General features: G+C 50.4%; 9 protein-coding genes. 6 read left to right on the forward strand and 3 right to left on the reverse strand.

Translation table 11 applies throughout. The features are described from left to right. The first annotated feature begins 4 nt into the window (after window positions 1-4). From C6Y40_RS00820 to C6Y40_RS00830, 3 genes are all read left to right on the forward strand, one after another. Entirely contained in the window at window positions 5-3,337 is a 3,333-nt protein-coding gene (locus C6Y40_RS00820; protein ID WP_105932878.1) for a TonB-dependent receptor, read from the forward strand. A 68-nt stretch (window positions 3,338-3,405) separates the two neighbouring features. Continuing rightward, window positions 3,406-4,911, forward strand: coding sequence for a tryptophan halogenase family protein (locus C6Y40_RS00825; protein ID WP_105932879.1), 1,506 nt, complete (start codon window positions 3,406-3,408; stop codon window positions 4,909-4,911). After that, window positions 4,904-5,566 (forward strand): DUF6445 family protein, encoded by a 663-nt coding sequence (locus C6Y40_RS00830; RefSeq protein ID WP_146129463.1) that lies wholly within the window; start codon window positions 4,904-4,906, stop codon window positions 5,564-5,566. The genes C6Y40_RS00825 and C6Y40_RS00830 overlap by 8 nt, the downstream gene beginning before the upstream one ends. On the opposite strand, the gene C6Y40_RS00835 is transcribed toward C6Y40_RS00830, so the two are convergent. After that, the gene (locus C6Y40_RS00835; RefSeq protein ID WP_240621805.1) at window positions 5,567-6,688 is read right to left on the reverse strand and encodes an endo-1,4-beta-xylanase; all 1,122 of its coding nucleotides are present in this window, start codon (window positions 6,686-6,688) and stop codon (window positions 5,567-5,569) included. It lies immediately after the preceding gene. Window positions 6,689-6,697: 9 nt separating this feature from the next. Next, a complete protein-coding gene (locus C6Y40_RS00840; RefSeq protein WP_105932882.1) occupies window positions 6,698-9,427 on the reverse strand; it encodes a glycoside hydrolase family 3 C-terminal domain-containing protein in 2,730 nt (909 codons plus the stop codon). 281 nt (window positions 9,428-9,708) lie between these two features. Between C6Y40_RS00840 and C6Y40_RS00845 the strand changes: the two genes are divergently transcribed. The 3 genes from C6Y40_RS00845 to C6Y40_RS00855 are packed head-to-tail and all read left to right on the forward strand — an operon-like array spanning window position 9,709 to window position 12,816. Next, window positions 9,709-10,611, forward strand: a complete 903-nt coding sequence (locus tag C6Y40_RS00845) for an acyltransferase (protein ID WP_105932883.1) — start codon at window positions 9,709-9,711, stop codon at window positions 10,609-10,611. A 3-nt stretch (window positions 10,612-10,614) separates the two neighbouring features. Further along, a complete protein-coding gene (locus C6Y40_RS00850; RefSeq protein WP_105932884.1) occupies window positions 10,615-11,511 on the forward strand; it encodes an acyltransferase in 897 nt (298 codons plus the stop codon). After that, window positions 11,512-12,816, forward strand: a complete 1,305-nt coding sequence (locus tag C6Y40_RS00855; RefSeq protein WP_105932885.1) for a mechanosensitive ion channel family protein — start codon at window positions 11,512-11,514, stop codon at window positions 12,814-12,816. It begins immediately after the preceding gene. Window positions 12,817-12,874: 58 nt separating this feature from the next. Here C6Y40_RS00855 and C6Y40_RS00860 read toward each other — a convergent pair whose 3' ends face one another. Then, window positions 12,875-13,066 (reverse strand): hypothetical protein, encoded by a 192-nt coding sequence (locus C6Y40_RS00860; protein ID WP_105932886.1) that lies wholly within the window; start codon window positions 13,064-13,066, stop codon window positions 12,875-12,877. Between the last annotated feature and the right edge of the window lie 123 nt (window positions 13,067-13,189).

Consider the following 13,189-nt stretch of genomic DNA (forward strand, 5'->3'; position numbering starts at 1 on the left):
ACACATGGCTAGGATTCGGGCACACAGAAATAACCGATACGCTACAACCTTTAATAAATCCCTCGTTGCACTAACGATCCTTTCTGCCCTGCATGGCGCGAATGCCCAGGAGCAGGATGATCAGGAAAAAGCGGCATCGAACGAAGAAGAAGTCGTAGAAAAAATTGAAGTTAAGGGGATCCGCGGCAATCTCCTTAATGCACAGAACCTCAAACGTTATTCCGATACGGTAGTGGATGCCATTACCGCCGATGACATCGGTACACTGCCAGACCGCAGTGTTCTTGAAGCCATTCAGCGATTACCCGGTGTATCCATTGAACGCTTTGCAGGCCCCGACGACCCAGACCACTTTAGCGTTGAAGGCAGTGGCGCCATTATTCGTGGCATGACCCAGACACGAAGTGAATTTAACGGGCGTGACTCTTTCACGGCTAATAGTGGTCGGGGCCTTTCTTTTCAGGATGTATCGCCTGAGTTGATGGGCGGTGTGGATATTTACAAAAACCAGACCGCCGACATGATTGAAGGCGGGATTGGCGGTACCGTCAGCTTGCGCACCCGCAAGCCCTTTGATTCAGAAGGTCGGGTAATTGCCTTTGGCGGTGATTACTCATACGGCGATGTGGCCGAAAAAGGCAGTCCCACATTTTCGGGGCTTTACAGCGATCGTATCGATCTTGCTGAAAAAGGCGAGATTGGTTTCCTGGTTAACTACGCTAACTCACAGCTCTACGGTGAGTCACATGGTATTCAGTCTGATGCTTACGTGCAGACTTACGCCCGCGATATAGCGGGGGCGGAAGCCTTTACCGGCGCAGACAACAACGGCACGGTGTGGATCCCTAACGCGTCTAATCTGCTTAAAAAGTTTGACGATCGTAAACGAGAAGGTTTTGCCAGTACCCTGCAATGGGAAAACGAAGATGAAACCCTGCTGGCAACCATGCAGTACATTCGCTCGGATGCGTCATTGTCGTGGCATGAGCAGGCGGTTAAATATCAGGGCGGTTACTACAATCTGGATAATCGCCGCACCCGGGCGCTGGAAGGCACCGAGTTTGAGTTCGATGACGATGGCCTGTTTGGCTCTGGTACCATGGTACAGGGCGCTGACGGCTGGCGCGCCGCCGATGGGAACAATGATCGTGTAATCCGCTCATGGGAGAGTGGCGGTCGCCCGCAATTTGGCTATCCCTACCAGTTTGATTCGCGTGTAAAACAAACCGATACCCTGGTTGAGGATCTGTCGTTTAACCTTGAGTGGATGGCTACTGATGCACTGGAGCTGGAAGCTGATGTACAGTACATCAAAGCAAAAACCCGCGACGACGATGTGGTGGTTCATACTGCCGCATTTGCCGGTCAGACTTATGACGTAACCGGCAGCACACCCACCATGACCCTCATCGAACCCTATTTTGGTTACCGGGATGCAAACCCCGACGTTTATGCCGAAGGGAATTATCCGGGCTTTACCGGCGACCCGGCCGGCGACAGCAACTACTTCCAGGACCCCACGTCTTATTTCCTGCGTAGTGCCATGGACCACTGGGAACGTTCCGAGGGTGATTCTTTTGCGACCAGACTGGATGCTACGTATCACCTCGACAGTGACGGTATTTTCACTTCAGTACAATCAGGTGTGCGCTACGCAAAGCGGGAACAGACCGTACGCTCTACCAGCTACAACTGGGGAGCATTAGGTCCAGAGTTCAGCAGTGCCGCACCAGCCGGCTGGCTCGACACCATTCCAGTCGATGCCAGTAATTTTGAACTGGTCGACTGGTCTGATTTTCATGGGGGGGGCATCGCCGATATCCCGGGCAATCAAACCATTCATGCTACCGAAGCCTATGTGCGGTCGATTATCGCTGGCGCTCGTCCCTATATGACGGGCGGAGGCACATGGGAGCCCTACCCGGACCGTCCCGGTGTCGATGATAAGTACGGTATCTTTACCCCCGGCGAGGTCAATCTGACCACCGAGGAGAATAAAGCAATTTACCTGCGGGTAAACTTTGAAGGCACAGGCGATCTGCGCTATAGCGGTAACATTGGCTTGCGCTATGTACAACTCGACCGTCAGGCCGATGGTGCAGTGACCTTTCCGGATTTAGTGCCGGACTTCATGCCACCTGAGGCTTTACAGGGTGCTCCGCTAACCGCTGAAATTGTTACCAACTGGCTCAATGAACAGATTAATGCAGGCAATTATGCCGACCTTGAGGAAGCTCTCGAGGCCGAAGAAAACCGCTGGATTGGCGATCAACGCAACTACCTGTCTAATGCCGAGCGTAATTTTGGTAATGATGCTGAAGAACGCCTGTCTGCCGAAACCGACTTTGATATGCTGCTACCCAGCTTTAACCTGAAAATCGAAGTCGACGATGATCTCATTACCCGCTTCGCGTTCTCAAAAGCCGTTGCGCTACCTGATATGTCGGATATCCGTAACCGTGCCACGCTGGGTACTGAGTCTATCCAGGCTATCCGTCCAATCAGTAATCCTGATCCGGAGAATCCACCAGAGCCAGGTGAGAATCTGATCCAGTCGGCCTATGTGCCAGCCTGGACCGGCTCTGGCGGTAACCCGTTCTTAAAACCGATGGAATCTACCCAGTACGATCTTGCACTGGAATGGTATTTTGCTGAGGTTGGTCAGTTGAGTGTGACCTATTTCCATAAAGACCTGAAAAACTACTTCATTCAGGGCGCAGCGGTGCAGGAGTACACCAACCCCACCACCGGTCAGGTGCAGTCGGCGCTTGTCAACTCCACCACCAATGGCGGTAAAGGCAAAATGGACGGCGTTGAAATTGCCTATCAACAATTCTACGACATGCTTCCGGCGCCATGGGATGGGCTGGGTGTGCAGGCTACCTACACTTATATCAATGCGTCCGGCGTGCCCAATAACGAAGTAGATGTAGAAGATGAAAGCTGGTTAGGCGATGATTTTACCGACACTGGTATTCGCGTAAATCTGGATAATGTGCCGCTACAAGGTCAGTCAAAACATACTGCCAATATTGTGGCCATGTATGAGAAGAATGGCTGGAGTGCACGACTGGCGTATAACTGGCGTTCACGTTACCTGCTTACTACCCGTGACGTCATCTCCAAGGCACCGCTGTTTTATAACGATATTGGTCAGTTAGACGGCTCCATATTCTACAACTGGAACGAGAATGTTACGGTGGGTATTCAAGGCACCAACCTGACCAATTCGCAGTCTGAAACCATTATGGTATTAAATAACGAAGGACAGGAAGCAGGCCGCTCGTGGTTTAAATCAGACCGCCGTCTGGCATTTGTAATTAGAGCAAACTTTTAATCATACGTGCACGGCGTAATGGATCAGGCCCTGGCTAAGGGCCTGATTTTTTTGTTTCAGGGGTAAACATGCAAACACAATTAAAAAAAATCATCATTCTGGGTGGCGGTTCCGCTGGCTGGATGACGGCTGCCGCACTAGGCAAAATTTTAAGTAAACACCCCTGTGACATTCAGGTCATTGAGTCAGAAGAAATTGGTACCGTGGGGGTTGGCGAAGCGACTATCCCGCAAATCCAGTTGTTCAACGACTTAATCGGGCTGGATGAAGATACCTTTTTAAAACGCACCCAGGGCACTTTTAAACTGGGGATCCAATTTCAGAACTGGCGCAAGCCAGGCCATAGCTACTACCACGCGTTTGGTGAGGTGGGCAAAAATATGGAAGGTGTGCACTTTTATCAGTACTGGCTCAAAATGCGCCAGCAAGGTAAAGCCGCGCCACTGGATGAATACACGCTATCGTCGTTGGCCTGCAACGAAAAGCGTTATATGCGCCCCTTTGAAGCGGGCAACTCGCCGCTTTCAAACATCGCCTATGCGTTTCATTTCGATGCCGGCCTGTATGCTAAATTTCTGCGAGAGGTGGCCGAAAGCCATGGCGTGCAGCGTACGGAAGGTAAAGTCACTGAAGTCCGTCAGCACCCGGACGGCTCTATACAGTCACTGATTCTGGAAAACGGTAACGAACATGATGCCGACTTCTTTATCGACTGCTCCGGCTTTCGCGCTCTGCTAATCGAACAAACCCTGAAAACCGGTTATGAAGACTGGCGTCATTGGCTACCCTGCGATCGCGCCGTCACAGCGCCATCATCGCTCACCGAAACGCCCTGGCCATTTACCCGGGCTGCCGCTCAGCAAGCCGGTTGGCAGTGGCGTATTCCGTTGCAACACAGAGTAGGTAACGGCCACGTTTATTGCAGTGAATTTATGACCGACGAGGAAGCAGAAAACACCCTGCGATTAAACATCGAGGGCGACCTGCTGGCCGACCCGCGACAAATTCGATTTGTCACCGGTAAACGAAATAAGTTCTGGCACAAGAACTGTCTGGCAGTAGGCTTATCCGGCGGCTTTATGGAGCCACTGGAGTCCACCAGCCTGCATCTGGTGCAGGTAGCGATTTCCAAATTCTTTAGCTACTTTCCGTTTCAGCAACCGTGCCAGAGTGATATTGACCAGTACAACGCAGAGATGGACTTTGAATTTACCCGTATCCGCGATTTTCTGATCCTGCACTATCATGTTACCGAGCGAGAGGACACAGAGTTCTGGCGTTACTGTAAACATATGCCTATCCCCGACACCTTGCAGGAAAAAATCGACCACTTTAAGGCTAACGGCCGCATCAGCCGTTTTAATAACGAGTTGTTTAATGATCTGAGCTGGTTTGAGGTGATGTACGGCCAGGGCCTGCGCCCCGAGGGATATCACGCGCTGGCCGACATTTTTCCGGAGGAGGAATTGGCCCGTCGCCTGGAAGGGATCCAAAGGGTGGTGAGAAAATCCGTGGATTACATGCCCGGCCACGCCGAGTTTATTGCTAAAACCTGTGCCGCAAACCGTGACTAATGTGAGGATGCTGCCGGTACCCGGCAGTAACCATCAGGTGCTGGTGATCGACGATTTTATGCCTGCGCCAGACAAATTAATCGATTACGCGGTGGCCCCGCAACAGCCACCCAGTGAATCGCCGGTGTACCCGGGTCTGAGGGCGCCAGTACCGCCCGGCTATCTGAAATACGCCATAGCCACCATAAACCGGGCTTTTCAGCACGAAAAGTTCACTGCAAGGGTAAGTGATGGTGAAGCCTACTTTGCCATGGTAACCCGTGCAGCTGACGAGTTAACCCTTGAGCAATCTATCCCCCACTTTGACCGGCCGCTGCTCAATGAGTACGCTGTCGTTCATTACCTGTGTTCACCGGCGTTTGGCGGAACCAGCTTTTACCGTTACAAACCTACCGCACAGGTGGCAATCACCCGGCCTGGTCTTCAGGCTTATCAACAAAATTTGGCGCAACACCTGAAAACTTATCCCGCTGAACGCGGCTATATAAACGGTGATACGCCATTATTTGAACGGGTATTGCAGGTGCCCTGTGAGTTTAACCGGGCTGTGATTTACCCCTGTGCGCTGCTTCACTCTGGGGATATCGCGAAGCGGTTTATTGCGGATTTAAACCCGTACACCGCTCGCTTTACCGTTACCGCCTTTTTACGCTAGTTACTCCGGCGTAACCAGCTCAGCCACGGCGTGATAAGCCGCTTTGTGCTCGCCCTCGCGGTCCAGCAGCAGTGGGTAATCCGTGCGCCCGCGAATAGGCCAGTTATTGCGCCAGGAGTCACCGTCGGTAATGCCCCACAAGGTAACGCGGCTGATATGCCCGGCATGCTTAAGAAACAGAGCAAACAACGATTCATATTTGCCAGCCAGATCTTGTTGCTGCTTCTCGGGTAAGCCGTCAACATAAGGGTCATAAACCGGATGCGCGGTAAAACTCTGGGTAATATCCGCGCCGGTATGGGCATTTTCCGGTAGTGGTAATACGGTAACGTCCAGTTCGGTAATGGCTACATTTGTACCGGCGTTAATCAGCGCTGTAATGCTTTGCTCAACATCACTGATGGCCGGATAGAACAACGAATAGTGGCCCTGCATGCCCACGGCATGTACTTTAATGCCTTTGCTGGCCAATTGTTTAACCAGCCGGACGGCCCCCGCCACTTTTTGCGGCTTGTACAGGTTGTAATCGTTGTAGTACAGCTCGGCGGAGGGATCGGCCTGCCTGGCATATTTAAAGGCGTATTCAATGTAGTCGTCGCCGATGATGCGCCGCCAGGGTGTGTCCCGCAACGAGCCATCGTCATTGAGTGCTTCATTGACAACATCCCAACCTGCTACCTGCCCCTTGTACCGACCCACCAGCGTGTATATGTGCGCTTTCATGCGGGCGAGTAACACTTCCCGGCTCACTTCTTCGCCAGCATCGTCGGTAAACACCCAGTCGGGAGTTTGCTGATGCCAGACCAATGTGTGACCAATAACCTTGCCGTTACAGTGTTCAGCAATGCGAATTAACTGATCAGCCATGGCAAAGGAAAAAACGCCCGGCTCTGGTTGAATATGCTGCCATTTCATCGCATTTTCAGCAGTAAAAGCATTAAAATCGCGACATTCCGGCGTGTTTTTAGCTGGCAATGGTGACTTCAGTGTGCCCGACTTCACCGCCGTGCCAACCAAAAATTTTCCTTCATAAGCATTCGCCAGGCTATTGCCCGGATTGGCAGCGCAGCCAGTTAACAGACAGGGGACTAGTAACGCAGCGGTCAGACGACTCAACATCATCAGGCTCCTTTACTGCAACTCAATACGGGTGTGGGCAACTTTCTCCGGCTTACCAAAGCCTGGCTGACCATCTCCCATGTACACATCGAGTGTTCCGGTATAAGGGACTTTTTGCCCTCGATCGTTAATGTATACCAACTCGTCTGCACTCAGCGTGAGTGAAACCGTCTGCGTTTCACCTGCGCCAACCTCCGTACGGGTAAAGCCCTTAAGACTAAGTTTAGGTGTATTTACCGGTGCATCCGGCATACTCACATAAACCTGAGTCACCTGACTGGCAGCCTGCTCCCCCAGGTTATTAAGCGTTACCTGCAGCGTTAAATCTTCTCCAGAAACCAGCGATGCCGGGGCTTGTAAGTTGCTATATTGCATAGCGCTGTAACCAAGGCCATAACCGAAAGCATAGAGCACATCGCCTTCGAAGTAACGATAGGTACGGTTCGCCATGGCGTAATCATCGAGCGGCGCAAAGCCATCAAGATTCTTGTAGAAGGTAACCGGCAGGCGACCCGAAGGGTTCACTTCACCCCACAGAATTCGCGCCAAAGCAGTACCGGTGGCTTCCCCCGGATAGAATGCCTGAATGATCGCATCCACATTTTGCTGCTCCCAGTTGAGCGCCATGGCACTACCACTGAAGTTAACCAGTACCACCGGTTTACCCAGTTTTTCTACCGCTTTGATCAGTGCCTGTTGCTCTGCGGGTAAGGCAATGCTGGTGCGATCGCCATAGTTAAAGCCTTCCAGCTTAACCGGCATTTCTTCCCCCTCTATACGGGGAGAAATCCCCACCGCCATTACCACCACATCGGCTGCGGCCGCTTTTGCCAGGGCTTCTTCCTGCAGCGCTTTGCTCTCATTCACCCAGCGCAGTTGCCATTCTGCCCGCAGGCCGCCGGCGGTATTGCTAACCGGATTGGATACCACCTTATGACTGACCTTAAAGTCGTAGCTTTGCTTTGCTTTCAGCTCCACCGCACCATTTACCACCTCACCGTTAAGCGTTACTTCACCCGGCCCGTCGAATCGGTAACTGCCGGACTCCTGCGGCACAAGCTGGCCACGTGCCACCAAAGCAAAGTCATCCAGCCACTTACCGCTAACCGGCGAGCGCAGGGGACGCATTTGCAATTTATTCAGTACCTCAGAGTGCACTGCGCTACCGGTTTGCCTGGCTGGCACCCTTAATGAAGAGAAATCGGTGATAGCTTCACGTGCTACAGCATAGTATTCCACCTTCACGCCGGGGCTTAATTCACCTGATTCATCGTGGTGAAACAACACCGAATCATCGAGGATTTGCCAGTGGCCGTAAATGTCATCAATCAGGGCACTGCCTGGCGCATAAGGCACGGCTTCATTGCCCGTGTAATTTTTAATGCCCTGAAGCACGGTAACCGGATTAACCGGCAGACCATTGTAATTACCCAGCAGCACATCCTGATTGTCTGCGTTGGGCCCAATCACTGCCACCTTAACTCCCGGTTGAAGTGGTAGTACGCCATTGTTTTTGAGCATTACCAGGGAGCGTTCAGACGCTTTTTGCGTGAGGGCCAGATGCTCTTCATTCCCCACTACCTCCAGCGGAATATCAGCAAAGGGGACGCTACTATCGGGGTCGAACATGCCCAGTTTAAAGCGGGTCATCATCAGGCGGCCTACAGCCTGATCTATCAACGACTCCTCAATAAAACCCTTTTGTACGGCAAAGGTAAGGTTGGCATAACTGCTCAGGCGTCCGGTGCCACAATTCAGATCGGTACCACTTTTTACTGCCCAGGCTGCCGCAGCTGCTGGTGAGCGCGTTACATTGTGGGCTCTAGGATCGTAAAAATCGGCAATTGCACCACAGTCAGACATTACGTGACCATCAAACTGGTAACTACCGCGCAGGATTTCCTTTAACAACCGATCGGAGCCGCAGGCCGGGGCGCCGTTGACCCGGTTGTAGGCACACATAACCGCCTCAACATCGGCATCCACTACCGCCTTTTCAAAAGCCGGTAAGTAGGTTTCAAACAAGTCTTTATCCGATACCACATAGTCATCAGAATGGCGTGAGACTTCCGGCCCGTTGTGCACAGCAAAGTGCTTGGCGGTGGCAGCGGTTTTTAAATAGGTGTCATCATCACCCTGTAAACCACTGATGAACGCAACACCCAGCTCGCCGGTCAGGTAAGGATCCTCTCCATAAGTTTCCTGGCCTCGCCCCCAGCGCGGATCGCGGAAAATATTAATATTTGGCGACCAGTAAGTTAATCCGGTATAGCGGTAACTCAACCCACGTTCCTTGAAGGCATGGTGCTTAGCGCGGCCTTCATCAGAAATGACTGTAGCAATTTCATTCAACAACTCCCGGTCCCACATTGCAGCCATGCCGATTGCCTGGGGAAACACCGTTGCCTCACCCGCCCTGGCGACACCATGCAGAGCCTCATTCCAATAGTCGTAGGCGGGTACATTCAGCCGCTCGATGGCCGGTGCATCGTTGTACATTTGAGCCACTTTTTCTGTCAACGACATTCTGCCCACCAGGTCATTGACCCTTTGATTCATTGGCAATGAAGTATCCTGATACGGCAGAACCTGCTCAGTTTGTGAGTTTTCACTCTCATTTACACTGTTTGTAGTATTACTTTCGCTACAAGCGCTGAGGGTAAGCGCCAGCGTCAGCCAGGTTGCCAGCCGGCATTTGGCCAGCAGGTCGGTATTGCTTTTTTTATGGATGGGTAGTTTCATCAGATGCCTCAACAATTGAATTACAGGCACCATACCGGATGGGGTATCAGGCACAATCGTAGGACGGCAAAACGTAAACAAAAAGTTAAAAAACGCTAGACTTATCGTTGAATCTTACTTCATTCATGTTCCTTTGACTGGCAGGCACCGCGCGTTTCAGTCGTAACAATGAAAGCCCCCTTTGAATATACTTTTATCTCAACTTAACTCGATTAAGTATCGGTTTTAAGCCCGGTTTACGTTAAACTGTGGCCAATTTTGCAACTGGTAAGACGACTGTAGTGAAAACCCTATTACATAGCCTTAACGGCGCGCTGTCGGCGCTACTTTACGGGCTCAATACGCTGTTCTGGGTGCCATTGGTATTAGCCCTGGCAGTGTTAAAGCTTTTGGTTCCGCTTAAACCCTGGCGGACCTTTATGACTTATCTTCTGGATGCCTGCGCTGTAGGTTGGATAAGCGTTAATAACTTTAATCAACGGCTGTTCAGTCGCACTACGCTGGAAGTCTCAGGGCTGGAAGGGCTGGCCCGGAATGACTGGTACCTGGTAATTGCCAATCACCAGTCCTGGGTTGATATTTTATTACTTCAGCGAGTATTTAACCGCGAAGTCCCGTTTTTGAAGTTTTTCCTTAAGCAGCAACTGATCTGGGTCCCCTTTTTAGGTCTGGCCTGGTGGGCGCTGGACTTTCCTTTTATGCGCCGCTACAGCAAGTCATTCCTGGCCAAAAACCCGCACTTAAAAGGTAAAGACATGGAAACGACCAAAAAGGCTTGCGAAAAATTTCAGTACAAACCCACCAGCATTATGAATTTTGTCGAAGGCACACGCTTCACTAAAGAAAAGCATGCCCGTCAGGTCTCGCCTTTTAAGCACCTGTTAAAACCCAAGGCCGGAGGCATAGCTTTTGTTCTAAACGCCATGGGCGGTCAGCTTCATCATTTAATTGATGTCACGATTTTTTATCCTGCCGGTACGCCATCCTTCTGGGATTTTATTAACGGTTCAGTCAGTAAGATAAAATTGCACGTAGACGTAAAACCGCTGAAAGACCTGTTTCCGGAAGATATAAAGGTGATGGACTATTTTGAAAACCCCGAACAACGGGCCCGTTTTCAGCAATGGCTCAATCAACAGTGGCAGGCAAAGGACCAACGCCTGGAAAACTGGAAGACGGTGTAAGCGATGCTTATAGTAGTCCTGGCCCCACTGATCTTTGTTATCCATTTGCCTCTGCAACTGGCCAACCTTGCCCTGTGGGGCGGGTTGGTTATTGTGTTTGGCTTGCTGCGCTTTTTATTGCCCATTGGCGCAGTGCAGCGAGCGCTGGCACCGCTGATGAACTTCTTTATGCTGTGTTTTGGTAAATGCAGCTTAGCGCTGATCCGGCTGTTTAACCCGGTCATCCTTGATTACCGGGTTCGGGGTGAGCTAAGTAAAGAAAACTGGTATCTGATAGTTGCCAACCACCTGAGCTATCTGGACATTGTCCTGCTCATCGAATTCTCGGCCTTTCGGATCCCAGCACCTAAGTTCTTCCTGAAACAGGAGCTTATCTGGCTACCTTTTGTTGGCCTGGCCGCCTGGGCGCTGGAAATGCCATTTATGAAACGCTATTCGGCCGCCTATCTGAAAAAATACCCGCACAAACGGGGCGCCGATATCGAAACCACCAAACGCTATTGCCAGAAGTTTCGCCATAAACCCACTACCGTGATCAATTTTGTAGAAGGGACCCGATTTACCCCGGCCAAGCACGCCAGCAAACAAAGTCCTTACCAGCATCTTTTGCCGCCAAAAGCCGGTGGTATTGCCTTTACCCTGGCAACCATGGGTGAATTGTTCACCAATATTCTGGATATCTCACTGCTGTATCCGGATAATCCTAAGCATCCTATGCTGGCCATGTTAAGTGGTCAGATGCGACGAATCGTTGTAGATGTTAATGTGGTTGACATTCCGGCCGAAGCCATTGGCGATTATTATACCGATGAACAGTTTAAAGCTGGCTTTCAGCAATGGGTAAATACCCTGTGGCAGAACAAAGACCGCAACATTATTGGCTTAAAAAAGGGTAACTAAATGGTCACAGCGGAAACGTTTCGTGAAAACTTCGTTGAACTGCTCCGGCAGATTGATACCGATATTGTATTAAACAGTCCGCTGTACAACAGTTTTTCGTTGTTACTAATATTTGTGCTGGCGATCACCGGCCTGTTAGTTAGCAGAATCGCACTGAATTCGGTAGTGACCCGCTGGATCCTGAAAAGCAAAACTCACTGGGATAATGCGCTGCACAGCCACGGCTTTTTCAAGCGATTAATTCACCTTACACCAGCATTGATCATATTTTCCAGTACCCACGTGCTGCTGACCACCGACAGTCTGCTGTATACCGTACTGCTGAAATGCTCTCTGCTGTATCTGATGACCGTAGCGGCATTGTCTATCAGTGCTTTGCTGAATACATTTGAAGACTGGTATAACTCCACCCCTTTTGCTGCGCAGGCCTCAATTACCGGTTTTGTACAGGTGGCCAAGCTGGTGTTGTTTATTGTGCTGATGTTACTCAGCGTATCGCTGATTGTAGAGCGCAGCCCGCTATTGCTACTATCAGGCTTAACGGCTATTGCCGCAGTATTGTTGCTGATATTCCGCGACACTATTCTGGGTTTTGTGGCTGGTATCCAGATAACCGCTAACCGGTTATTTACTAATGGTGACTGGATACAGGTCGATAAATTCGGCGTTGATGGCGAGATCATCGAGCTCGGTTTAACCAACGTTAAGGTAAGAAACTGGGATAATACGATTTCCACTATCCCTACCTACTCATTAACCAATGAAGCGATTAAAAACTGGCGCGGCATGCAGGAATCAGGCGGGCGACGCATCAAGCGTGCAGTATATATTGATATCCATTCAATCTGCCTGTATGACGAGAAAAGCCTGCAAAAAGTAGCGAAAATTCGTTTTATTGCCGATTACATCAAAAGCAAAATTGATGAATTACAGCGCTACCATAAAGATAATTCCATTGATGAAGGCGACTTACTCAATCGCCGCGCATTAACCAATATCGGTACTTTTCGCGCCTATCTGGAAGCTTATTTAAACAAACACCCTAAGATTAATCAGGACATGACACTGATGGTGCGGCAGTTGCCGCCTAATGAGTTAGGATTGCCCTTAGAAGTGTACTGCTTTTGCAGGGATAAGTCCTGGGTAGCCTACGAGAAGGTACAGGCTGACATTTTCGACCACATTATGGCAATGCTGCCCTTATTCGACCTGAGAGCCTACCAACGCGACAGCCATTTAGCAGCACTGTCTGGCCCTGCACCACAAAGCCAACCAGATGAGGCACCTGAGGCCATAAAAGACTGACACAAAAAAAGCGCTCTACTGAGCGCTTTTTGTTTACCGAAAATCGGTGAGCCGTTAATTAGCCGATTACGTAGAGCATCAACAGACTGATTACCAGGCCGCTAACACCCAGATATCCCATCTCAATACGCTCGTGCAGGGCTTCGCTGCCCTCTTTGCCAGACATAAAGCCCATGACGATGCTGCTCATGCCTAAAGTAAACGCTACTAACGCAACACCAAATAAAATTGCATCAATCCAGTCACTCATAATCTTTACCCTATAAAAATTCTGCGCGTATTATGCACTAAGGAAATAAAAATGAACATGCGCAAAATCAATATTCCGCTGAATAATGAACATGGTCAAATACGCTAATAATTAGTGTCACTT

Source organism: Marisediminitalea alba (genome assembly GCF_002993365.1).
Classification (GTDB): Bacteria; Pseudomonadota; Gammaproteobacteria; order Enterobacterales; family Alteromonadaceae; genus Alteromonas; species Alteromonas alba.